19 protein-coding genes are annotated in these 24,462 nt (G+C 64.9%); 13 read left to right on the plus strand and 6 right to left on the minus strand.

Annotated elements, in window-relative coordinates; all coding sequences use genetic code 11:
* Window positions 1-3 precede the first annotated feature (3 nt).
* The 4 genes from R8F63_00650 to R8F63_00665 all read left to right on the plus strand — a co-directional run bounded on the left by R8F63_00650 (window position 4) and on the right by R8F63_00665 (window position 4,680).
* The gene (locus R8F63_00650) at window positions 4-681 is read left to right on the plus strand and encodes a DUF6339 family protein (protein MDW3217091.1); all 678 of its coding nucleotides are present in this window, start codon (window positions 4-6) and stop codon (window positions 679-681) included.
* A 9-nt stretch (window positions 682-690) separates the two neighbouring features.
* Window positions 691-1,146: a hypothetical protein gene (locus R8F63_00655; protein MDW3217092.1), complete on the plus strand. Its 456-nt coding sequence runs from the start codon at window positions 691-693 to the stop codon at window positions 1,144-1,146.
* Window positions 1,147-1,155: 9 nt separating this feature from the next.
* The gene (locus tag R8F63_00660) at window positions 1,156-3,063 is read left to right on the plus strand and encodes a hypothetical protein (GenBank protein MDW3217093.1); all 1,908 of its coding nucleotides are present in this window, start codon (window positions 1,156-1,158) and stop codon (window positions 3,061-3,063) included.
* 114 nt (window positions 3,064-3,177) lie between these two features.
* Window positions 3,178-4,680, plus strand: a complete 1,503-nt coding sequence (locus tag R8F63_00665) for an Hsp70 family protein (GenBank protein MDW3217094.1) — start codon at window positions 3,178-3,180, stop codon at window positions 4,678-4,680.
* A 64-nt stretch (window positions 4,681-4,744) separates the two neighbouring features.
* On the opposite strand, the gene R8F63_00670 is transcribed toward R8F63_00665, so the two are convergent.
* Genes R8F63_00670 through R8F63_00685 form a run of 4 tightly spaced genes read right to left on the minus strand, consistent with a single transcriptional unit; the run spans window position 4,745 to window position 7,257 of the window.
* Window positions 4,745-4,966, minus strand: a complete 222-nt coding sequence (locus tag R8F63_00670) for a hypothetical protein (GenBank protein ID MDW3217095.1) — start codon at window positions 4,964-4,966, stop codon at window positions 4,745-4,747.
* Window positions 4,966-6,192: a hypothetical protein gene (locus R8F63_00675; GenBank protein MDW3217096.1), complete on the minus strand. Its 1,227-nt coding sequence runs from the start codon at window positions 6,190-6,192 to the stop codon at window positions 4,966-4,968. The genes R8F63_00670 and R8F63_00675 overlap by 1 nt, the downstream gene beginning before the upstream one ends.
* A gap of 41 nt (window positions 6,193-6,233) precedes the next feature.
* Entirely contained in the window at window positions 6,234-6,899 is a 666-nt protein-coding gene (locus tag R8F63_00680; protein MDW3217097.1) for a hypothetical protein, read from the minus strand.
* A complete protein-coding gene (locus R8F63_00685; GenBank protein ID MDW3217098.1) occupies window positions 6,889-7,257 on the minus strand; it encodes a hypothetical protein in 369 nt (122 codons plus the stop codon). Before R8F63_00685 ends, R8F63_00680 begins: the two co-directional genes overlap by 11 nt.
* A 216-nt stretch (window positions 7,258-7,473) precedes the next feature.
* Between R8F63_00685 and R8F63_00690 the strand changes: the two genes are divergently transcribed.
* The 9 genes from R8F63_00690 (at window position 7,474) to R8F63_00730 (ending at window position 23,377) form a co-directional block, all read left to right on the plus strand.
* Window positions 7,474-7,989 carry a helix-turn-helix transcriptional regulator gene (locus tag R8F63_00690; protein MDW3217099.1) on the plus strand — a complete coding sequence of 172 codons (516 nt, stop codon included), beginning with the start codon at window positions 7,474-7,476 and terminating at the stop codon, window positions 7,987-7,989.
* Entirely contained in the window at window positions 7,986-10,010 is a 2,025-nt protein-coding gene (locus tag R8F63_00695) for a DEAD/DEAH box helicase (protein MDW3217100.1), read from the plus strand. The genes R8F63_00690 and R8F63_00695 overlap by 4 nt, the downstream gene beginning before the upstream one ends.
* Window positions 10,010-10,672, plus strand: coding sequence for a hypothetical protein (locus R8F63_00700; protein MDW3217101.1), 663 nt, complete (start codon window positions 10,010-10,012; stop codon window positions 10,670-10,672). Before R8F63_00695 ends, R8F63_00700 begins: the two co-directional genes overlap by 1 nt.
* 171 nt (window positions 10,673-10,843) lie before the next feature.
* Window positions 10,844-14,341: a helicase-related protein gene (locus tag R8F63_00705; GenBank protein ID MDW3217102.1), complete on the plus strand. Its 3,498-nt coding sequence runs from the start codon at window positions 10,844-10,846 to the stop codon at window positions 14,339-14,341.
* A gap of 254 nt (window positions 14,342-14,595) precedes the next feature.
* Complete coding sequence (locus R8F63_00710) at window positions 14,596-17,079, plus strand: hypothetical protein (protein ID MDW3217103.1); 2,484 nt, start codon at window positions 14,596-14,598, stop codon at window positions 17,077-17,079.
* Between the two features lie 34 nt (window positions 17,080-17,113).
* Window positions 17,114-20,347, plus strand: coding sequence for a DUF499 domain-containing protein (locus R8F63_00715; GenBank protein ID MDW3217104.1), 3,234 nt, complete (start codon window positions 17,114-17,116; stop codon window positions 20,345-20,347).
* A 15-nt stretch (window positions 20,348-20,362) separates the two neighbouring features.
* Window positions 20,363-21,955: a hypothetical protein gene (locus R8F63_00720; GenBank protein ID MDW3217105.1), complete on the plus strand. Its 1,593-nt coding sequence runs from the start codon at window positions 20,363-20,365 to the stop codon at window positions 21,953-21,955.
* 1 nt (window position 21,956) lies between these two features.
* Complete coding sequence (locus tag R8F63_00725; GenBank protein MDW3217106.1) at window positions 21,957-22,670, plus strand: DarT ssDNA thymidine ADP-ribosyltransferase family protein; 714 nt, start codon at window positions 21,957-21,959, stop codon at window positions 22,668-22,670.
* Window positions 22,670-23,377, plus strand: coding sequence for a hypothetical protein (locus tag R8F63_00730; GenBank protein ID MDW3217107.1), 708 nt, complete (start codon window positions 22,670-22,672; stop codon window positions 23,375-23,377). The genes R8F63_00725 and R8F63_00730 overlap by 1 nt, the downstream gene beginning before the upstream one ends.
* A gap of 57 nt (window positions 23,378-23,434) precedes the next feature.
* On the opposite strand, the gene R8F63_00735 is transcribed toward R8F63_00730, so the two are convergent.
* On the minus strand, window positions 23,435-23,872 hold the full coding sequence (locus R8F63_00735; GenBank protein MDW3217108.1) for a hypothetical protein: 438 nt from the start codon (window positions 23,870-23,872) through the stop codon (window positions 23,435-23,437).
* A 1-nt stretch (window position 23,873) separates the two neighbouring features.
* Window positions 23,874-24,365 carry a hypothetical protein gene (locus R8F63_00740; protein ID MDW3217109.1) on the minus strand — a complete coding sequence of 164 codons (492 nt, stop codon included), beginning with the start codon at window positions 24,363-24,365 and terminating at the stop codon, window positions 23,874-23,876.
* Window positions 24,366-24,462 lie beyond the last annotated feature (97 nt).

A 24,462-nucleotide genomic window follows, 5' to 3' on the forward strand; every position in this document is an offset into this window, starting at 1 on the left:
CAGATGGAAATTCGTCGATACGTGCAGCGCTTGTCTCCTCACGTCCTCCCGAAGGTGGTGCTGGAGAAGCAATTGCCACTTAGCGAGCCGGTCGCCAACGTCGATGAGTTCGACGCGATTGTGGCTTCATGGCGCGAACGCTCGGCGGCGGGTCCGGTGCCTCCGAGCTCGGATACTCAGCTGGCGCGAGAGCTGCACGGGGTACTGAATGAAATCGATGAACGGGTACTTGTGGATGAACGGTTGTGGCAATGGATGACAACGGTGCCGTTCGCCGAGTACACGTCCGCGCGTTGGATTCCAGGCTTGTCAGACGATCCGGAGCTTCTCCAGAAGCCTGCGGCGCAGAAGCGTTTCTTGGGAGGTGGTTCGCTCAACGGGATGAGTCGGAATGCGGTCGGTCGATTGTTCTGGGCAGCTCAGACGCTGTGGACGCCCGAAGATGGCTATCGCTGGTCGGACGTCGTGCTGGGGAACCAGGACTTCTACTCAGCGGTGTTCGAACGAAACCTCGGCTTGTATGCACCCCTCGCGGTCGTAGCGGCCAGGCTCCTGGAGCACGCCGACGAAGGCGAGCGGCGTGAAACCCTGAAGAATCTCAACCACGTCATGACGACGGTCGTGGTCGAGTCCCTAGTGGAGGACGACCTCGCGCAACTCGTCGAATCCTGTCGGCCATAGGAGAGCAACGTGCAGTTTCAAAGACTCCGCCCGCAGCTGGACGCAACATTCGACTTGGAGACGAACGAGAGCGGCGTTGACCTGATTCTCCACGCCCGCTACGGCGGAAGACGCTCGCTGCGCGCGACGAATGTTGACTACTTCCCGGCGTTGGAGTTGCTGCTGAGGCGATTGGCGGATCTTGGCGCTGCGATCGAGGCGGTCGACGTCGATTCCGGCCCGAGCAGGCAGCTCGCCCCTGAACTGCGGCGCCTTCCGCTGAGCTATCCGATCCTGCTGACACAGGAGCGGGACCTCGCGGGCCTGAGAAGGAGGATCACGGCCGAGCAGCGAGGGATCGCTCGCGCGCCCGACGCCAAGCCAAGCGGTGGAAACAACCACAAGCGAATACGGATCAGCCTCCGTCTGCCGGTCGGTGTCGACATCGCCGCCGTGGCGGCGCATCTGACGGGCTCGAGGTCCTAGATTCGTCAGGTGGCTGACGAGTGGGTGTTTCACAAGAAGACGGGGGTGGCGCGCGTCGTCGAGCGGCTGCCGGGACGCAAGCTCGTCGTCGGGAACTCGTCGGGGCGGACGACTCTCGAACGCGGGTACCGCTACTTGGACGATCGTTCGCTGCGTGTGCTCAGCGTCACCGACCAGCGTGCGTTGCAGCGGCTCGTCCGCGAGTCACCCGCTGAGATTGCGGAGCGGCTTCTTCTGGATCACTCCCCGATGCCGTTGGACCAGGCCGTGAAGTTCCTCGGGGAACTTGGGTGCTCCCCAGGGGATGTGCAGCAGTGGTCAGCCGCGCTTCCTGACGCGCTGTCGCCCACCGGGCTCGTCCTCGAGGATGGACACATTCGCCTGGATGACGGAGCCGTCTCCGACGAGGACTTCGCGCGACTGATCGAGCAGGTCGTCACCAAGGACTCTGCGGAGGATCAGGTCTCGCTTCAGGCGTTGGCCGATGAAGGTCGACTCTCGGCGCCGCAGGCCGGGGTTGTGGCGTTGCTCCTAGCGGCGCCCGTCGAAACTGCGACGGCTGAGGTGATCCTCGAATTCGATCAGAAGGTCATGCAGCTGGTCTCCTCACGCATGACCTCGGAGGCTGGTCTTGTTGCGGTCCTGCTGCGGTCCAACGGCGTGAAAGCAGCACGGGTTGCGGCGAAGCGCATCGCTGAGTTGGGCTACGACCCTGATCCGGCGATGACGTCCTATTTCGGCGCGCTTCTTCTTTCAATGGGGCAGCAGTCGCCAGTGAGCCCAGAGCAGTGGGCCGAAGCGGAGCGGAGTATCAGTCGTTTGGGGCTGCTCGCAGCGCCGTTGTCAACTGATGTATCGAGTCTGGTCATCCAGATCGCCTCTCTCGAACGAACGACTGAGGAACCGAACAAGCGGCGACGCAAAGCCCATGCGGCGATCGACGAAACGCTCGAACGCCTGGCACTGCCCGCAGCGGCAGCTCAGGGGCTGTTGCGTGGCGAGGCTGCTGGCGCCCGAGGAGCGCTCATTGTCCGTGTCGGGTCGACTTTGCCGCTCTCCCCTGGAGGTTTCCGCCTGAAGATGCTCGCGTGGGCAGCGACCTCGCCGGCGGGGGAGCTGGTCGAACCGCTCGATACATGGGCGGGCGTCTCGATTGCGGAGTTGTCCTCTCTTGTTCATGATGACGACCCGGAGTTCCGCGAGTTGCTTACTGTCGGAGCGGCTCGTCGAGGGCTGTCGCGTCACCTGAATCGTCAGCTCTACAAGTCGAACGCGCGCATGCTCGGCGACCTTCTCGGTGCACCGCAGATCCTCGAGCTCGCTGACCCGGAGCGTGTCGCGCGGGCACTCGAAGGGGTTCTGATGTCCACGACCGCTCTCGCGAGGATCCACGATCGGCTCGTGTCGCCAGCCGTCAATTCTGTAGCTGACGACGCCGCCCGTGCCCTAAGCGAACGCGAAGCCGACGCCGTCATCCGCGAGGAGGAACTCGCCGCGGAGATCGAGCGACAAGCGGCCGAGCTCGCGCAGGCACGAGCACGCTTGGAAGCGACCGAGCAGATGCTGCGAGCCGACGTCGGTGGTGCGACAGCGGCAACGTCGGCACAACTTCGCCAGGCTTGGCTAGACGCGGCTCGGATCGCGGTCGATGTCGCCGAGGAAGTCCGGAGGTTCGGCGAGAAGAGCCCGGCAGAGCTGCGGGCGGCCGAAGCATCGCTCGGCACTCTGCGTGCCGCAGGTATTCGCGTCGAGGGCGGAGCCGGCTCGGAGCAAGAGTTCGATCCTGAGCTCTTCCGGCGACTCGATGACGGGACACGGGACTTGGTCGTGGTTGTCGAGCCCGCCTATGTCACGGATCGATTTGGGGATGTCACGGTTGTGCGGTACGGATCAGTACGGGACGGCAGGAGCGGATAAGGGGGCGGAGTGGGCATCACCGGGCTGGACTTCGGCACGACAACGACTCTCTGGGCGAACAGACAACATCGAGGGCCGAGCCGACTTGTGCCGATCGGCCGTAACCGGTCATGGATGCCGACGCTCGTGTCCATCTCGGCCGATCGAGTTCTGGTTGGCGAAGACGCTGACGCGGCAGGCGAATCGACCCTCGTCCGTTCGGTCAAAACCGCCCTGATGAACGCGGCGGAGCAGGTAGCGGTCACCGACAAGCAGGGCGTTCGCCACAAGGTCGCAGTTGATGAGTTGATCTGCCATGTGCTGACTGATGTACGCGAGCGTGCCGAGCGTGCGGGTGCCGATACCGGAGGCCGCGTTCGGCTCGGATGTCCCGCTATCTGGGAGGCAGGGCCTCGGCGGCGTTTGGCGCGGCTCGCAAGCGAGTCGGGCTTGCAGGCGAGCGCGAGCGACATGCTCGACGAGCCGATTGCTGCCGGCGTCTCCTGGGTCTGGAACAGTTTCGTCCACGGAGACGGCTACCCGGAAGGCCGCGTCCTGGTCTTCGACTTCGGCGGCGGCACGCTCGACGTGGCCGTTCTCGATGTCGAGCGCGGGGCCGCGCCCCGGATCACCGCCCTCGCGGCGTCGGGTAACAGTTACGCGGGCGACCGAATCGACAAGGCGATCGCGCGACGGGTGTGGAGCCAGGTCGATCGATCCGGCGCGTTTCGGGGCGACGACGTGTTTGAGGCTCTGCTCGGTCGGGCCGCGGTCCGCTTGAAGGAGACACTGAGTGGGGAAACGGAAGCCTCCACACTCGTGGGCGGAGGGTACGACGATCTTTCTCCGCTACGACTCGACGCCAAGGTGCTTGCCGAGATCATGCAGGAGCCACTCGAGGCAGCCCGACGTGCGGTGGAGCGAACGCTGAAGCTGGCAGGCCTCCGCGCTCGAAATGCCGAGACAGCGACACTACGGGCAACCTCGTTCGACAAGCTCACGCCCCAAGTCGACTTCGTGCTCGCTGTGGGCGGGATGTCACGGTCCCGCGACGTCACTGCGGCGCTTCGGACCTGGTTTCCGGATGCGAAAGTCGTCAAGGACCCGGGTGTTCTGGCACCGGAAGAGTCGGTTGTGTCGGGCTTGACCGTCGACGATGTTGTCTCCGAGCTCAACCTCGACCGGCCGGCGTTCTCGTTCGTCGTCGAGTATCACGATCGAAGGACAGGAGAACTCCTCGATAGCGAGACGGTGTACGAGGCGTTCAGCCCCATGTACGAGCAGCACCACCTTGTGAACCTCGCTTTCGATCTCAGGTATTCAGTTGAGCTCAGACCGCCCCGAGACCGCGATGTCGTTGCGATACTGAGTTGCGTCACGCTCGCCGGAGAGAAGCTCGACCTCAGGGTGGACGATCGCGTCCTCCCGGGAGCACCTGTCTACATTGGGTCGAGAGGTGGCCGGTTTACGCTCTACGTCGACGGCAGGATCACGCTGGTTGGTCAGGAACGTCTGGAGATGGTTGTCGACGAGTGGCCGGTCATCCGCTCGGAGAGCCGCTCGTCGCTCCGAGTTCGCGCAAAGAACCAATGGGTTGACCAGATCGAGCAGTTCAACTGGTGGGTGGGGGGCGAATAGCCTCCTGGCGTTTGCAGCGGAGACGTTCGGTATTCGCCCAGCCGATGGGCACTCAGAACCGGCCTCACAGGTACGTGCCGAAGGCCTCGTCGTTGGAGTCGTCGGCGCTGGCCTCGTCGACGAGTTCGCCGCACTGGACCATGAGCGTCTGGTGCACCATAGGCACCGCGGCCAGCGAGGCCAGGGCAGGCCGCAGGTCGCCGGCGTCGAATCGCTCTTCGGCTTCGGCGGCAAGGCGGCGGAACTCGGCGAACCACTCCGCGAGTTGTGCGTCGCTCGCCGCCATCAGGCTGCGGCCAGACCTTCCTCGCCATCGACGACACGGTCGATCTGTGCGCTGATCGCGGCGACCCCGGTCGCAAGCGTCTCGGCGATCTCGTCGACATAGCCGGCGGCCTGTCCGATCGCCTTCGTCGCCTTCGTGTGTTCGCCGCGCAGGAGCTTGAACTTCTCGAGGCTCCGGGCCATCTCGGCGACGTCGGCCGAGATCGCGTCCAGCGTCTCGATGATCGCCGAGTCGTCGACGCCGCGTCGGCGCTGGGCGAGTTCGATCGCCTTGCCCCGCATGAAGCAGTAGACGAGTCGCAAGGTGATGGGGTCCGCAGCGACAACGACCTTGTCCTCGTCGATCAGGTGGTACGGCTGATTGCCGGGGACCTTCGATTCGTGGTCGACGATGAGCATGGCGAGATCCGCGCCACGGTTCCTCATCGACGCGTCGAGCAGCTCGCGGGCCTTGTTCTCGGAGATCGCCGTCGTGCACTTCTCCTCGGTGACGATCGCAACACCACCCCGCGGCCGGATGACTTTGTCGCCCTTCTTGGAACCGCCGAGACCGGCCACGGTCGAGACGTCGTCGAGCCCGTCGCCGGATGCGCCGACCAGTTCGCCGAGGAGCGTCTCGACGTCGATCTCGTGCTCGATGCCCTTGGCCGTGCCCCGGGCCGCCTCCTTGAGACGGGCCTCCTCGGCGGCGGCCACCTTGTCGATGATGGCGACGTTCTTGGCCAACGACTCCACGTGTTCCTTCGTCGCGTCGGTCATCTCGGCGACCGCAGCACGGGTTGCCTTTGCGATCGTCGCGCTGACCAGGTCGCGGAACATGTCGATGACGTTGCCCTCGGTAGCCGGGTCGAACCGGCCGAGAATCTCGGCGAACGGCCCTTCGTCGTCGCTCAGGCTCTCGGTCAGCTGTCGCACGATTCCCTGACTTGCTCGTTCTGCTTCGCCGACGGTGTTCTTGACAATGCGACTGGCCTCGTCTTCGAGTCGGGTGACGGCCTGGGCGAGTTGGTCGAGGTCGCCCTGGTGGCTCAGCCGGTCGAGCATCTCCGTGCCGAGGTCCAGGGCGTCGCCAACGAGACGCACCTGCTCGGTCGGGGTCTCGGTCGCCAGGAGGCGGTGCAGCTTGCGGTTCTTGAACGTCAACGACCGGATCTCGCCGGTCTCACCATCATCGGTGAGGACGAGGTTGGTCGGTTCGGGCGGTGACGGGTGTGTCTCGGAGGACAAGGTGGTGGTTCCTTTCGGGGAAGTTGGGGAGTCGGGGAGGGTCATGCGGCGAGCGGGCGCAGTGTGAGCAGCTGCTTGAAATCGGGCTCGGACTGTGCGAGGGCACGCAGTTGGCAGCGGACCCGTTGGCAGATCTTGCGGACGTTCGCCGCTGTGAGGTCGTGGGTTTGGGCCACCGTCTCGGCCGGGGAGCGGTTGCCGGCGGCCTCTTCGGACAGCACGTCGAGCCACACGGCGGCATTGCGTTCCGACGTGATGCGCCCGAGGGCGTCGGTGAGGATTCGGACGCCGTCGTGGTCGGCCTCGAGCCCACGCAGCACGACCACGGCCGGCTCGCCCACGTCAGCGGTGCTTGCTCCGGACTGTTCCTGGTGGGTCAGGTCGTCGATCTCGTCGGCGAGGATGCCGATCCGATCGAAGGCCAGGCTCGTGAGCCGGTGCCTCGCCCAAGTCCAAGGGGCAGCTCCGCCATCGGCGCGCCATCCGGGGGCGATCCTTACGAGCTCGAGGAGAGCGTCGCGCGTGATGTCGTCCAGACGATCCCGGTCGACCCAGATTCCTTTCTCCTGCAAGGTGGCGAGGATGCACCGGCGAACCGGTGTCGCCCCGAGCTCGAAGAGGTCGGCGACCGCATCGCCATCGCCGGCGACGAGTCGGGCCATGACCGACTCGATGGTCTGGGTCGTGCCCGAGTCCTCAGGCGGCATCGTTGCCACTCGCCATTGCGAACGGGAGGTCGATGCCGAGCCCGTCGGCGTCGGCCGCGGCCAGCTCGCCGCAGATCATGATGATCTCGATCTTGTCGACGGTGACAGGATGGCGGTTGATCCCCGTCGGCCGGGTCAGGCCGGCGGTGTCAAGGTCGGCGACCTCGACGTAGCTGTTGCGGAGGTCGAACCGGCGGGTGGAGGTGGTGCCCGGGAGAAGGGTGATGTCGCGGCTCTCGGTTGCGATGACGACGGCGGGCCGGGACTTCTCACCGGTGCCGTCGGCGAAGGGGATGTGGGCCCAGACCACGGTTCCCGGGAGGAGCCGACTGAGGGGCACCGGCCTCACGATGCTCATCGGGACTACCTTGCGTTTCGAGTCGCCGGTCGACTGGGTGTTGTACTTTCTACGCTTTTGCGAATATACTCGTCTCACGGCGTAACCTCCGCTGTCGATAGTTTGCCAGGAGCAGAAATTAGCAGCATTATTATCGTCTGTCAACACTGCCAGCATATATTTCTCGACTAGAGGAAGAATTCGTGGCCGAGACGACATCGACTAGAGGAAGAATTCGTGGCCGAGACGACATCCGAGAACGGACTGGGACAGGCGATCGCCGTCCAACGAGTGCATCTGGGGATGAAGAGGAAGGACCTCGCCGACGCCTCCGACCTCAGCTATCCGTACATCAGCGAGATCGAGAACGGCGCAAAGCAACCGTCGGCGAAGGCGATGCGCAAGATCGCCGATGCTCTGCAGATGAGCGTCGCCGATCTCCACGCCCGCGCGGAGGGCTACTCGGACGTGTCATCGACGGTCGTGCGTGCAGCAATGATGCCGCCAACCGATTCACCGATGAGCTTCGCCACGTCGGTCCCCGCGATCGACCCACCCCTTCCCGATGGTTTGACCCAGCCGCTTGCCGCTCTGGGTGAGCGACCCGAGTGGGAAGAGTTGGCATCCGCTGTTCGTGAAGCGGTGCGAAGCGAGCTCGATCAGTGGGCGCGCGAGGAATTGCCGCAGATGGTTCGCCGCGAACTGAAGAGAGCGCTCGCTGAGATCGCGGCTCCTGGAGAAGTCCCCTCGTGACCTCGATCACGTCGACGGGATTCGAGCTCGTCGACTGGCAGCGCGATGCCGTCGAGGCGTGGAAGAACGGATCGGGTCGCCCCCACCGAGGAACCCTCGAGATCTTTACCGGTGGTGGAAAATCGCTCGTCGCCCTGGAGTGCATCGCGGCGGCGGCAGAGATCGACCCCGACCTGAAGGTCGCGATCGTCGCCCCGACCGAAGCCCTCGCCCGCCAGTGGATCGGGGTCGTGACCCGCCACACCGACCTCCGCGACTCCGACATCGGCCTTCTCGGCGGAGGGAGCAAGGATTCGCTCGATACCCACCGCGTCCTCGTTGCCGTCCTCAACAGCGCGGCCAAGTACCTGCCCGAACAAGCGCGGGCTGCATTCCCGCTCATGCTGGTGGTCGACGAATGCCATCGCGCCGGCGCACCAACCTTCTCCAGGGTGCTCGACACCGAGGCCCCGTATCGGCTCGGCCTCTCGGCCACCCCCGACCGCGAGGAATTCGACGACGACGGCGAGCCGCTCGAGTTCGACGAGCAACTCGTCGGCCGCTTGCTGGGTCCCGTCGTGTACCGGTTCGGACTCCGCGACGCCCGCAAGGCCGGCTGGCTCCCCGACTACGAACTCCATCACCACGGCCTGACGCTCCACCCCGCCGAGCGGGAGGAGTACGACAGGCTGAGTCGACGGGTTGATGACGCGGCTGACGATCTCCGGAATCTCGGTGGTGAGACATCCCGGGCTCGTCAACTCAGAGGGCGAGCCGACGAGCTCGGAAAGGCAGCTGGCGCCTACGTCACACTGACTGCCCAACGCAAGGACATGCTGTACCGAGTCGCCGAACGCGGCCGGGTGGCGGGAGCCGTTGCGGCCCGCTCGCTGAAGGCCGGGCCGCGCAAGATCCTTTTCTTCCACGAGCGGGTTGACGACGCAACGGCGCTTCGCGACCAACTCGCCTGGATGCTGCCCGAGGTCGGCGTCGCTCTCGAGCATTCCCGACTGCCCGACTCAGAGCGGGTCGCAGCTCTCGAGGACTTCCGCAGCGGCGCATCCACGGTTCTCGTCTCGGTGAAGTCCCTCATCGAGGGCATCGACGTTCCCGATGCCGAAGTGGGAATCTCGGTGGCGTCGAGCTCGAGTGTGCGCCAGCGGGTGCAGTCCATCGGCCGGGTCCTGCGGCGCAGCTTCGATCCCGCAGCACCGACGAAGAAGGCCGAGATGCACCTCCTCTACGTGTCCGACACCGTCGACGAAGTGATCTACGAGAAGGAGGATTGGGCGGACCTCACCGGTGAGGGAGCGAACCACTACTGGCTCTGGTCACTCGATCCCGATGCCCGTCCGATCGAGCAGGGCGGACCGCCGGCGTCGCCCCGTCCGTCCGAGGACGCCGAGTGGCAGCGGCTCGGCGCGCAGATGTCGCTCGAGCCGATGGAGTGGCACGGGTCCTACGTGGGCCAGGAGTACTCCGTCGACACGCTCGGCACCGTCACCAACCGGTGGGGCGCGGTCATCGCCAATCCGCAGGGTGTTGACGAGATGGTTCGCCTCGTGAGAGGCCGCCCCGGCGGCCGGTTCCGGGTCTCTCCGATCCACCGACTCGTACTCGTGACCAGGGGCGACGGCGAAGGCGTCGTCATGGTGGCGGGTCAACTCGCGCAGCCGTTCGAGGCGGTCGAGGATGATACTGATGCCGCTGATGTCGACGTCGACAAGTTGCAGCCCGGCGACGTCTATCCCGGCCCTGTGACGAAGGGCGGTGGTTCGTTCAAACTCCGACAGAAACGGGGTGGTGTGATCGAGCGAAAGGCGCCCGATGGCGGTCTCGAGTTCGCGCTCGTCGGCCCCGAAGGTGGCCCGCTCGCCGACAACGCGGAACGGATTCTCGACGCGTGGCGCGCAGTTCTCGGGCAGGGCGTGACGTTCCATGTGAACGAGGCGGACCATGCGTGGTACACCGAGGGAGGAGATCGGCGGTTTCTGGCAGCGGTTCCAGGGGGATTCGCATGGCCGTCGGCGGAGGAGAACTGATGGCGATCGTCTACCCGGGCATGAACCCGTCCAATGTGAACAAGGACGCGAAGTACTCGATCAAGACGGGTGACGGCGATTGGGTCGTGCACCTGCTCTATCGCGTGAGCGACCGGGAGCGGGCGCTGTTGACAACCGACCGCCACGTTGCTCTTGTCGAGATGGTCAACGCCGTCAAGACGGAAATCAACGGACAACAGGGGGGCGCCTTTTACATCAACGAGTTCAAGGACGTGGTCGTGCCGGCCGGGGGTGAGTGCTACTTCGCCGGCATCTACGAGACGCCGCTCGAGTTCGACTTCGACGGCCCGATCATCGGACCGAAAGCGCCGGAAGACCTCGAGCCCGGAGACGCATGGCTCGGACCGCACGTCGGGGTCTCCTACACGCTCATGGCTGGCGGCAACGACATCAAGTACTTCCTGACGAGCGGACGGATCCAGCGGGAGGTCCGCCTATCCGACGAGGTCGGCGAGGCCGCCGCAGCGGATCTGGCCCGTCGCTTGGCCCGCACGAAGGGTACCCAGGGCGGTCGGATCTACATCAACGAATGCAGCGAGTTCTTCTCGCCGCCGTTGGACCCCAGCGCCGACTACGTCTACCTCGGATCCCTTGGTGAGGACGCCTGGTTTGCTCCACCGGACGTACCGGGTCGTAAGTAGACGAACGAGCAACCAACCATTGGGGAACAGGACGGGCCGCAGGTTGCAGCGATTGGGCGTTGTCCGCCGAGCGTGAGGGCAGTCCGGCCGCGGAAAGCGGGTCCGCGTGTCACGGCAACCTGTGACAGAGTGCGTGACTAGCGGGGCGAGGAGGCCCCTGAATCGACCCGTATGAGTATCGACTTCCCCGACATCACCAACGGTACGCGACTCACGGGCGTCGTCGCGGGCGGACCGGCGACGGTCATCGCCTTCGAACTCTCCGGCGACCAATCAGGCACACTGACGTACGAGGCTGCAGATGGCAGCCTCGGCCGACGCATCCTCCTGGCAGCCGACCTCGAGGGCATCTCGATGGCGTCCGATTGCCGTTGGACGTTCGATGCCGACGGCGCGATGTTCCGGCTCGCATCTGAAGCGCGCCGGATGAAGAATGCCCACCTCTCCGACCCCTTCGCCGCGGTCGACACCTCGGCAATCGAGCCCTATCCGCACCAGATCGAGGCGGTCTACGAGAAGTTCCTCAACCAACGACCGCTGCGGTATCTCCTCGCCGACGACCCCGGTGCCGGCAAGACGATCATGTCTGGCCTACTCATCCGCGAGCTCATGATCCGCGGCGACGTGGCTCGGTGCCTCATCGTTGCCCCGGGCAGCCTCGTCGAACAGTGGCAGGACGAACTGTGGGAGAAGTTCGGTCTGAGTTTCGACCTCATGTCGCGGGCGGCCGTCGAGGAAGCGCGCACCGGCAATCCGTTCATCGAGAAGCAGCTGCTCGTTGCCAGAGTCGATCAGCTGGCCCGATCCGAGGAGCTCACCGCAAAGCTCGAACAGTCGGAGTGGGATCTCGTCATTGTCGATGAGGCCCACAAGATGTCGGCCCACCAATACGGCAACGAACTACGCAAGACGAAGCGATTTGAACTGGGCGAGGTGCTCCGGGAACGCACGCGGCACTTCCTGCTACTGACCGCCACCCCCCACAACGGAAAGAACGAGGACTTCCTTGCCTTCATGACCCTGCTCGACCCCGAGCGGTTCGGCGGGCGGCTTCGTGGCGGCGAATTGCCCGACACGTCCGACGTCATGCGGCGCTACGTGAAGGAGAACCTGCGCACTTTCGACGGCGAGTTGATCTTTCCGCCTCGTCAGGCGGAGTCGTTGAAATTCGAGCTGTCGCCGATTGAGCATCAGCTGTACGAGTCCGTGACCGACTACGTGCGTCACGGAATGAACAAAGCCGCCGAGATGCGCGATGGTGCTGACAAGCGCCGCGGCGTCATCGTCGGCTTCGCCCTCGCGGGTCTGCAACGGCGCCTCGCGAGCTCGCCCGCCGCGATCTACCACTCGCTGCGCCGGCGAACCGAGCGCCTACGCGCCCAGGCCGACGAGCTCCGCCGACTCGCAGCGGGAGGCAAGCCTGTGCCGATCGCGGACCTCCCGAAGGGCGTGAAGATCGCCGACCTGGAGGATTTCGACTTCGATGCCTTCGACGACGAGGAACTCGAAGAATTGGAGGATGCCGTGATCGACGCGGCCGCCGCCGCGACGACCGCTGCCGATCTCGAAGCCGAGTTGGTCGAACTGGCCGAGCTCGTCAAGTTGGCCGACGAAGTGCGGGCCAGCAACGTCGACACCAAGTGGATTCAGCTCCGGACCGTCCTTCGGTCTCCCGAGTTCCAGAGCGACACCGATCCCCGGAAGCTGATCGTGTTCTCGGAGCACAAGGACACGTTGACCTACTTGGAGCAGCGCATTAGCGACGAGCTCGGCCGGCCGGAGGCCGTCGAGACGATTCACGGCGGAGTGAAGCGCGAGGAGCGCCGTGCCATCCAGGAACGATTCCGGGTCGACCCTCGGGTTCGCGTGCTCGTGGCCACCGATGCTGCTGGGGAGGGCGTCAACCTCCAGGTCGCCAACCTGATGGTCAATTACGACCTCCCTTGGAACCCCAATCGGATCGAGCAGCGGTTCGGTCGGATCCACCGGATCGGGCAGAAGCGCCGCTGCCACCTCTGGAACCTCGTGGCCCACAAGACCCGAGAGGGTCAGGTGTTCGACCGGCTCTTCGAGAAGATCGAGCAGCAGCGGCAGGTCTACGGCGATCAGGTCTACGACGTGCTCGGCGACTCGATGATCAACATCCAGCTCCAGGATCTGTTGATCCGGGCGATCCAGTCCGACGACGAGCCAGCGGATCAGCTGTTCACCACCGACGTGATCGAGCAGGAGATCGGCAAGCAGCTCGAAGAGGTCTTGAAGGAGCGGGCGCTCGTGGCCGGGCTCGGCGCGCCCGCCGCGTCCGACGACATCCGCGATCTGATGGAGCGAGCAAAGGCCCGAAAGCTCCAGCCGTGGTTCGTGGAGTCGTTCTTCTCGGCCGGCTTGGAGCTGTTCGGCGGACGGATGGCGCGCCGAGAGGCCGGCCGCTACGAGGTGACCCGGGTCCCCGCGAAGATCCGCGCACAGGCCGACCCCGCCCATGGCATCGTGCACGACCGCTACCACCGGGTCACGTTCGACAAGAACCACGTCGATGCGGCAGGCAGCGACAAAGCGATTCTCATCTCGCCCGGCAACCCGCTGCTTACCGCGGTGGTGGACAAGGTCTTGGCCGACCATGGCGGAACACTGCAGGCGGGGGCCACGCTGATTGACCCGGTTGACGCGTCGCTGGAACCTCGTCTGCTGGTCTACCTCGATCACGCGATCACCGACGGTCGCATCGTCAACGGACAGCGCCAGGTGGTGTCGAGACGGTTCCAGTACGTGGAGATCGATGCCGCCGGCCAGGTGACCGACCCGGGGGCCGAGCCCTACCTGGAGTACGTCCCGATCTCCGAGGAGCAGGTGCCGCTGCTCGAGAAGATCGACTCGGCGTGGGCCGACACCGCAGCCGAAGATGCCGCCCAACGTTGGGCGGTCGACAACCTCGCCGGCCCCCATTTTCGGGAGATGGAAGCGATCACCAAGGCCAGGGTCGACAAGGTGCGACTCGCGGTCGACGAGCGCCTCGTCGCCGAGATCCGCCACTGGGACATGCGGGTCGAGGAGATCAAGCGTGAAGAACTCGCCGGCAAGCGACCGAAGATCAGTTCTGGCCGTGCCCGCCAACGCGCCGAAGACCTTGAGGCACGAAAGGCCCGACGGCGGCTCGAGCTCGATCTCGAAGCCGACATCGCCAACGCGCCACCCCGCATCGTGGGCGCGGCGCTCGTGATCCCGCAAGGTCTCCTCGATTCCCTCACCGGAGCCGAGACTGAGCTCCCGGCCAAGCCCGACACGGAGCGGACCGATCGCATCGCCGTTGCCGCCGTGATGGACGCCGAGCGAGCTCTGGGACGCGTCCCCGAGGAACAGGCGCACAACAACCCGGGATTCGACATCGAGTCGCTCGACCCGGCCACCGGTGTCCGCTACTGCATCGAGGTGAAGGGCCATCTGCCCGAGACCACCGAGATCAAGGTGAGTAACCGCCAGGTCAACCTCTCGAAGACGATTCCCGACCGGTGGCGGCTGGCCGTTGTGAGCGTTTCGCGTGATGACGATGCTGATGCCGTCGTTCGCTACCTCGTCAATCCCTTCCAGGAGACTCGACTCCACTTTGCTCAGCCCCACGTGCCGCTCACCGTGGCATCCCTTCTCGAACGCGCCGGAGACCCCGTATGACCGATCCGAAACCGAAGTTGATCGAGGTCGCGCTGCCGCTGGCGGAGATCAACAAGGCGTCCGCCCGCGAGAAGTCCATCCGCCACGGTCATCCGTCCACGCTCCATCTCTGGTGGGCCCGCCGCCCACTCGCGGCCGCACGGGCCGTGATCTGGGCATCTCTCGTCGACGACCCGTCGGGCGACGAGTCGCTCACCCCAGAGGAGGTCGAGAAGGAGCGGGAACGGCTCTTCGGGATCCTCCGGCGGCTGGTCGTGTGGGAGAACTCCAACGACGAGCGGGTGCTCGCCGAAGCGAAGCGAGAAATCGACCGTTGCTTCCCCGACGGACCGCCACCTGTGCTCGACCCCTTCGGTGGTGGCGGCGCAATTCCGCTGGAAGCACAACGCCTAGGCCTGACGGCCTTGTCGGGCGACCTGAACCCGGTCGCGGTTCTTATCCAGAAGGCGATGCTGGAGATTCCGCCGAGGTTTGCCGGCCGCGCGCCAGTTAATCCCGACGTGGACTCGAATCTGCAGACGTGGCAGCGAGCACAGGGGTTGGCTGCCGATGTCGAGGCCTACGGACAGTGGATGCGCGATCGTGCGCACGAACAGATCGGGCATCTCTACCCGGACGCAACCGACGAGGACGGCAATCGACTCACCCCCATCGCCTGGATCTGGGCGCGCACGGTCGAGTCTCCCGACCCCGCCTGGAACGGACACGTCCCTCTCGTTGCGTCGTGGACGCTCGCGAACAAGAAGGGCAAGCCCAAGGTTTGGATCGAACCGGTCGTGGATCGATCGGCGCAGTCGATCTCGTACGAGGTACGAAAGGGCGGGGAACCCACCCACGAACGAACGGTGAACCGAGGCAAGGGCATCTGTATCGCCACCGGCGCTGCGATTCCTGGCGATTACATCAAAGGGGAGGGCAAGGCGGATCGGCTTGGCGAGCAGCTGATGGCTGTCGTCGCTGAAGGAGGCTCAGGCCGAACCTACTGCTCTGTGTCTGACGTTGACTGGGCGGCGGCGGTGGTTGACCTCCCTGAGTGGCGACCTAACAACACTGTGGCACTCGACCCTCGCAACATCTGGGTCACGATCTACGGTCTTGATGAGTGGTGGAAGCTGTTCACGCCTCGGCAGTTGACGGCGCTGACGACCTTCTCGGATCTGTTGCCCGAGATGGCGGCCAAAGCGGAGCAGGATGCAATCGCCGCGGGATTCGCCGATGACGGGATCGCCCTGCGCGACGGTGGCGACGGCGCCAAGGCATACGCCGAAGCCCTCGTCACCTACCTCGCCTTCACCATCGACAAATGCACCGACTACTGGTCGACAATCTGTTCGTGGCACAACTCGCGAGAGCTCATACGCAACACATTCGGGCGGCAAGCGATCCCTATGACATGGGACTTCGCAGAAACGAATCCATTCTCGGACTCCACGGGCAACTGGATGGCGATGGTCGATTGGGTCCAGAAGAGCGTGAAGCACCTGCCGACCCGGGGACATGGGAGGTCGACTCAGCTCGACGCTCGAGCGAATGTCCGTCGATCGGCCGATGCGGTGCTCAGTACCGATCCTCCCTACTACGACAACATCTCGTATGCAGACCTGTCCGACTTCTTCTACGTGTGGCTCCGCCGAAACGTCGCTGACGTATGGCCCGACGAAACAGCGACGCTGCTGACGCCAAAGGCTGACGAGCTGATCGCCAACCGTTACCGGGCGGGGTCGAAGGAGGCAGCGGAGGATCACTTCGAGGGCGGGATGGCCGAGTTCATGGCCGATGTCGCCGAGACACACCACCCCACAGTCCCGTCGACGATCTACTACGCCTACAAGGCGACAGAGACGAAGGACGGCGACGTCCGGTCGACCGGCTGGGACACGTTCCTCCAGGCGGTTATCGACGCCGGTCTCCAGGTGACTGCCACTTGGCCCATGCGAACCGAGCTCGGCAACAGGTTGATCGCGTCGGGAACCAATGCCCTCGCGTCCTCGATCGTCCTCGCCTGCCGGCCGCGGGCGACCGGCGCGCCGATGGCTTCGCGACGCGAGTTCGTGGCTGCGCTCCGTGACGAGCTGCCGGAGGCGGTTCGTGTGCTCCAGTCGGGAAACATCGCTCCGGTCGACATGGCGCAATCGACGATCGGGCCGGGGATCAAAGTGTTCTCGCGCTATGCCAAGGTCGTCGACGCCGAAGGCGATGCGATTTCGGTGAGCGAGGCGTTGTCGGCGATCAACGATGTGCTCGGCGAGGTCCTCGACGGGGAGGAGTCTGAGCTCGACGCGGCGAGCCGGTTCGCCCTCGACTGGTACACCCAGTTCGGCTACAACCCGGCGTCTTCGGGCGATGCCGACAGCGTTGCTCGGGCCAAGGGCACCTCGACGGGTGGACTCGTTCGGTCCGGCGTGGGCCACATGGGCGGCGGCAAGTTCAGGCTTCTCGAACGCACCGAGATGCCCGAGGAGTGGAGTCCGCTCCACGACGACACACCGACAGTGTGGGAGTCGGCCCAGCACCTCATCCGAGTTCTTTCCGAATCCGAGTCCGACGCCGCGGAGATGCTGCGGCAGATGGGCGGCACCGCCGACCGGGCCCGAACGCTCGCCTACCTGCTCTTCCAGAAGGCAACCGACAAGGGATGGGCCGAGGAGGCGAGCGCCTACAACGGGCTCATCACCGCCTGGCCGGAGCTCCAGGCTCTGGCCTCGGCCGGTGGCGACGCGCAAGGGAAGCTGGTGTGAAGACGATGACGACTCGGGGGCAACGGCAATGGTGATGGCAAACACCGAGCGCATTCAGCGTGCGCTCGACCTGCTGCGCGACGGGCTCCAGCCAAAGTGCGAGGAGACCTGGCGCGGGTTCTACGGCGACGAGTGGCTCGAAGCCGTCAACGGTCAGCTACGGACGCCCGACCGTTCGCCCTCGCCCAGCGATGTCGCGTTCCTGTTCAAGGGACTGAAGGCAACGTGGAACGAAGTCTTCCGACACGGGTTTTCGGCGACCGATCGATCTCTCATCTTCGAACTTGGAGATGTGAGGAATACCTGGGCGCATCAGGGCTCGTTCTCCACCGACGACACGATGCGTGCGCTCGACTCGATGGAGCGCGTGCTCGAGGCGTTCGGTGACCTCGAGAATCGCAAGAAGATCCAGACCCTTCGCAAAGACTTGATGCGCCAGCTCATCGACGAAGAGTCACGGACCGAGCGGCGCAAGACTGCGGCCAAGCCAACCGAGGGCGACCCTCAGGCCGGCCTCACACCGTGGCGTGAGCTGGTCACGCCGCACGACGACGTCTCGTCTGGTCGCTTCAATCAGGCCGAGTTCGCCGCCGACCTCTACGAGGTCGCCACCGGCGATGCTGAAGAGGAGTACCAGGACCCGGAGGCGTTCTTTCGCCGTACGTATCTCACGAAGGGCCTGACCGACCTCCTCGTCGGCGCGGCAACGCGACTGTCGGGGGGCGGCACCGACCCCGTCATCGAACTCCAGACCAACTTCGGCGGTGGCAAGACCCACTCGATGATCGCGTTGTACCACCTCGCCTCGGGAGTCCCGACGAAGAGCCTCCCTGGTGTGGCCGAAGCGTTGGCTGAGGCCGGTGTGACGCTCCCAGCCGACATCCGGCGCGCGGTGATCGTCGGTCAGATGACGTCGCCCGAGACGCCTCTGGAGGTCGAGCCCGACATCCGGCTGCACACCCTCTGGGGCCACATCGCCTACCAGCTCGGCGGCCGCGATGCCTACGAGCTCCTGCGAGCCGATGACGAGGCCGGCACCAATCCCGGTGCAACGCTGAAACGGATCTTCGAGGAATGCGGACCGGCGATCGTGCTCATCGACGAGTGGGTGCGGTACGCGGCGCAGCTTCGCGAAGCCGGCGATGGCAAGCGTCTTGCCGGCGGCGACTTCGACACCCAATTCACGTTCGCCCAGACCCTGACCGAGGCGGCCGCCGCCGTGCCCGACGTGGTCGTGCTGGTCGCGATTCCGGCGAGCGACATCGAGGCGGGCGGGGAGCGCGGACGCGTCGCGCTCGAACGGCTGAAGGCAGTCGTCACTCGGAAGGCGACACAGTGGCAGCCGGCTTCGCCCGACGAGTCGTTCGAGATCGTTCGCCGGCGGCTGTTCGACCCGATCACGCCCGAGAACGCCAAGGTTCGCGACGGCGTGATCCGTGCGTTCGAGGAGATGTATCGCCGACACCAGGGCGACTTCCCGCCGGGCACCGGTGAGGCGGACTTCCGCCGTCGTATGGAGCTGTCGTACCCGATCCATCCCGAGCTCTTCGACCGCCTGTTCGAGGATTGGTCGGCGGTTGACAAGTTCCAGCGGACTCGCGGCGTGCTGCGACTCATGGCCATCGTCATCTCCCAGCTCTGGCAGCGAGGCGACCAGTCGCTCATGCTGATGCCCGGCAACCTCCCGATGGACTCCGCTCCGCTGGTCAGCGAGATGGAGAAGTACCTGGAACAGGAATGGGACGCCGTCATCAAGAGCAACGTCGACGGCGAGAACGCGCTGCCGCTCCGCCTCGACCGGGACAACAAACACTTCGGCAAGCTCTCTGCGGCGCGGCGAGTGGCGCGCTCCGTCTACATGGGTTCGGCGCCGGGCGGCGACGCAGCGACCGCAATCGACGTGAAGTCGATCGTGTTGGGCTCGGTGCAGCCTGGTGAACCGCCGAAGCAGTTCCAGGACGCACTCCATCGCCTCGCCAATGACGCGACACACCTCCACAACAACGGCACGCAGTATTGGTTCTCGCTGGAGCAGACGTTGTCGCGGCTCGCGACCGACCGGGCCAACTCGACATCGGACTTCGATGCCGATGACGAGGTCCAGAAACGGATTCGCTCACAGGGGGATCGAGGGAACTTCGTCGAGGTTCAAGTGTTCGCCGAGGGACCCGGTGATGTTCCCGACAACGACGATGGCACCCGTCTCGTCATCCTCACCCCCGATGTTGCGTACTCCGGGGTGGAGTCGCCCGCGATCGAGCTAGCCGAGCAGATCCTCGCCCAGCGAGACGGAGGGCCACGGGTCAACCGCAACCTCCTGGTGTTCGTCGCCGCCAACCACAAGCGGCTCTCGGAGCTGCGTGCGACTGCGAAGTCCTACCTGGCCTGGCGATCCATCGCTGCACGAGAAGGTGAGCTCGACCTCAAGGACAGTCAAGTCACGGAAGCCGAAGGGCGGCTGCAGGAAGCGTCGCAGACGCTCGACAGCCTGATCAACGAGACGTTCACCGAAGTGCTGAGCCCGCGCCAGGCGCCCGGCACGGCGGAGATCAACTGGTCGACGGTCCGTGCCACGGGAGGCGGCGAGATCGCCGAGCGGGTCAGCAAGAAGCTGGCCAGCGAGGAGCTGCTCATCTCCGGCTACGGCGGTGTGCGAGTACGGATGGATCTCGACAACGTTGGCCTCTGGAGCGAGCGAGGCGACATCGCTCTGCGCGACCTGTGGGCGGCTTACTGCCGCTACCCGTACCTGACGAGACTCGCGTCGTTCGACGTCCTCGCAGGGGCAGTGAGCAACGGGACGGCAAATCTGAACTGGGCGGAAGAGACCTTCGCCTACGCAGAGGCCCATGATGGCGACTCGTGGCTGGGCGTGGTCCGTGGAGAGCACGTGAACGCGACTCGCAGCGGCTTGCTCGTCCTGCCCGAGAAGGTGCCGGCACCGCCGGAGCCCGAGGAAGGCGACGGCGGCACCGAGGGCGACGGCGGGGGAGACCGGAGCGAGGGTGGAGAGCCACCACCCGAGCCGCCGGGCAAGGATGGCGAACGTCCCCGGACCCAGTTCTACGCCCACTTCGAACTCGATTCGGTTCGGGCCATCAAGGACTTGGGTCAGATCCTCGAACATGTGACCGACCACCTCGGATCGGGTGTGACGCTTTCGCTCGAAGTTCACGCGGTGAGCGAGGCGGGCTACGACGACGCCACCCGCAGAGTCGTCAACGAGAACGCAAACAACCTCGGCGCAACCGGAGCCGAGTTCGAGTAGGGGCGGTAGGGCGGAATGAGTCTCATCTACAGAGCGATCTGGGAAGATCGGCGGCCTGATCTATCGAGAATCGTCGGGGACGCGTTCGTCGAATGGGCCACCGACAAGCATCCCGGGCTCCACGGTGACGATTCCGCCGATGGCAGATCGGATACCGACGAGGGCGACACCCAGGTCTCTCTCGCCTGGCAACGACGAAGCGATGGCGAGTTTGAGGCGGCCGAGTTCCGGCTCGTCGAGGACTCGCGCGAGCGCTGGTCGGTCCGCGCCCGCGTGCTCATCGACCATGGCGCCAAGGAGCAGTGGATCTGGTTCGACACCGAACGGGTGTCGTCCGATCCCTACGCGCGAACGACCGTTGCGGCACCCCGGGTCGTCCGAGACCTCATCGCCTCCGGCGGGATCGAAGGTGGTATGCCGTCGGTCGGGCCAGCCCCGCTGTCGGCACGGGCGTACGCCGTCCGACCGGAGAATTACGAGCGTCGGATCGTCGACCTGCTGGAGCATCCCGATCGGATCACGCCGCTGATCGTCTACTCACACGCCGATGGCGAGGATGTCGGGACGACGATGAACCGGGCCAACAAGGCGGCCGAAATTCTGGCCGGTGTCGCGACGGTGATCGCGCTCCCTCCTGAGACCCAGCAACGGTTCCAGGAGCGCGTCGGCCGCGATCTCTCGGTGTGGGGCGGTGGGGCGAGGGTCTACCTCCCGGGAGCTCTGCAACCGGCGCGTCACCGCTACATCCCGTTCGATCTGGTGTCTCGTCATCCGCGCGAGTCCGGCGAGCGGTTCGCTCGGCTGCTCTCGGCCTCTATCCCGGCACGTCGGCCGCCGGCGCTCTACGAGGCAGCCCGGCCGCTGCTCCGCGACCGGCGCGAGGAGGATCTCGGAGAGCTCTTGGACGTTGCGGAACTCGAGCTGCTCGAGCGCAACGAGCAGATCGACGAACTGCGCTTGCTTCTCGAAGCTGAACAGGAGCGGATGATCGGGCTCGTTGACGACCTGGAGGCGGCTCAAGCCGAACTCGTCGTCGAACGGCGGATTATGCGCTCGATGCGACATGCGACGTCGAATGATGCGGCCGACTTTGAACTTCCCGACGAAGTCGCCTCTTGCCAGGAAGCAATCGACCTCGCAGGTGAGCATCTGCCGCTCGTCGTGATCGCTGCCGAGGCGTGCCGTGATATCGAGGAACTGGATAGCGCGATCGAGTCCCGGGCGTGGGCAAACTCGACGTGGCGAGCGCTGAAGGCGCTGCAGGCGTACGCAGTGGAGGCGCCCACATTCGACGGCGGATTCTGGCAGTGGTGTCAGAACACATCAGCGCTCGATCGCTGGCCCGCGACCGACAAAAAGCTGGCAATGAGCGAATCCGAGACCGTCATGGAGAGCCCGAAACTCCGGAAGTGCCGACAGTTCGGTATCGACCAAGCCGTCGACACGCGCGGGTGGATCGTCATGGAGAAGCACATGAAGATCGCCGAAGGCGGAGGGCCGAACATTCCTCGCTTGTACTTCCATGACGATACGAAGGGCGTCACCAAGAAGGTCCACGTCGGGTTCTTCGGACCACATCGGCACGTCCCGAACACCCGGACCAACTGACATGAACCCAGCCGAGCCAGCGATCAACCGTGAGGTCGCGTCCAGCGTCTCGGCTCGCGGAATAGGGAGGATCTGTCACTTCACACGGTTCGCCGCGCTCGACGGAATCGCGGCGTGGAGGGCGGTGCTCTCCAACGCGTTGCTTCGTGGCGTGCGTACCGAGTTCGAGCAGAACGATCCGGTCAGATACGACGGGCACGAGGACTACGTCTCATGCACTGTTCAGTATCCCAACGTGTTCTTGCTGACGAAATGGATGGAGGAAAGAGGGGACGACTGGGTAGTGCTCTGCATGGACCCGGAGCCGATCGCATACTCGAACTCGCTGTTCTGCCCAACCAACGCTGCGACGAATAGTGGTGCGCTATTGGAACCGGGTCCAGAGGGATTTCAAAGAATGTTTCGCAATGACCCGAGCCAAGAATTTGGCGACAGGTCTCCGGCGCATCTCCGGAACGCACCGACGGACAACCAGGCGGAGCTTCTCGTGCGGAGTGGTGTGAAGGCGGACCTGATCCGCTCCCTTGTTGTGCGTGATTCGGCCGCTGGTGAACGGCTTCGCGACTCCTTCGACATCGGAACGCTCCCGGTTCCGGTGAAGCTGGTCGCCTGCCGTGCGTTCTTCGACCGAGACCTTGCCTACCAAGTGCAGTGGGGGCGCCGGCCCGACACGTTCCACCAAGTGCTCGCGGCACCGACCGCTGAGGAAGGTTGATGGCGACGCGCCCGGTCTTTGTCCCGAACCCGGCTGCTTTGGTCGAGGAGGTGTTGGTCGACTTCGAGTGGTTTCCGGGATTCGCGGTTTCACAGAAGCAGAAGAGCATCGCTGCGCTCCACGCGGCCGCTCGTGAACGCCTCGCTAGCGGTACTCAGATTCTCGAGGTCTCAACGAAGTCCCTCGAGAGGATCGGGGCGCAGCTCAGCGCTTTCAACCTGCGTATCGAGTCTCCGGAACTCGGGCGTCCGATCCTCCTGGAGGCCGCCTTCCAAGGATCCAAGGTCTTCGCCGAGTCGGGTCAGCATCCGTACCTCTACGAGATCGATGACGGACGCGAGATCAAGAAGCGTGTCGGCGAGTACTCGGGTGAACGAGTCGTCGGATTCCGCTTCGGTGGCGAAGACTGGATGACCGAACCCGTGACCGCCTTCTACGACTGGCTCTATCTCTCAGCCCTCGAGCGAAGCTTCGCTGACGCGCCCGAGGCCCGCGACGAGCTCGTCGAGTTCGATGCCTTCACCGACATCGAGTTCAACCCCGACCGGTCCATCAACTGCCAGGCGCGCTCCTGCGCCCTCTACGTGTCGATGTCTTGTGGCCGAGATCTGTCGGTTCTGGCTGACCGGCAACAGTTCGTGGAATACCTCCGCGAGCACGGCTACGGCACCTCAGGCGGCGAAGCTGTTCCGGAGACGCTCTTCTAGGGTCTCACGCGGCTGACCGGCTTCGATTCTCGCCACACCCAGCGCACATGGGCGACCTCAAGCGCGGACGATTGTCGGTCCGCGCGGCACGAATCCGGCGGTGAGGCTGCCGCCGTCACGTTTCTTCAGTGACTCGACCGGGATCTCCAGCCCGGAGTCGAGTCGTCGGAGCTCGGTGACCTCGTAGAACCCGGAGAAGGCGCCGTCCGCCCGACACGAAGGCGGGCGGTACCGAAAGCGGTCGGGATGTAGTCCCGCCCGTGCCGGCGTGTACCCGACATAGCGAGCGACCCAGGTCACCACCGGCCCGTGATGTTCGTCATCGTGCGAGGCATAGATGAGCACCTGGGGCTCGGGGCCCGCGATGTCGGACAAGGCGGCGAAGACTTCCCAGGCTTCGGTGCCGAATGCGACCTTGTCTTGCCGGCGGCAGACGTCTTCACCGTCCACAAGGTGTTCTGCCGGAACCGGCGTGAGAAGCGCGAACCCGTTCATCTCAGCGTCGGTTCTCGTCGATGGCGATCTCTGTCAGGACAGCCGCTTCGGCAACTGCGGCTGCAGAGTCGAGGTAGATCTTCAGCTGAACCGGCACGCCGTTGTGCGTGTCGGGCTCGGCATGGGAACGGCCCTCGGAGTGGCCAGGATCGCAGTAGATCTCCGTTCGGCCGCTGGTCAGGGTCACCGACGCGGCTCGTCGCCGCCGATGGCCGGCCGGGGGGTAGAGGTTGAGATAGTCGATCCGCTTCCCGTCGGGCAGCTCGATGGACACGCCGAGTTCGGTCGAGACCCGCTCGAGATAGTCGCGAATGTGTTCGGCTTGGTCTCGTGGGGCAATCGTCGTCACTCGCTTGGCGACGGCGTCAGACAGCACGCTCGGGCCGGTCATGGGGCGAGCCCCCAGCGGCGTGTCATCGCTGGGTTCAACCTTCACTTCTTCGACGGTCGCCCCGTCAGGGAGCTCCACGGTGATGGAGATCGTGTATCGCATTGCTTCCTCCAGAATCTCTAGGTGATCGTAAGACTATCTGGAGATAGATATAAGATCAAACGGTGATGAATCGCATCGAGACACGAAGACTTGATGG

This window comes from Acidimicrobiales bacterium, from assembly GCA_033344915.1.
Lineage (GTDB): Bacteria > Actinomycetota > Acidimicrobiia > Acidimicrobiales > Aldehydirespiratoraceae > JAJRXC01.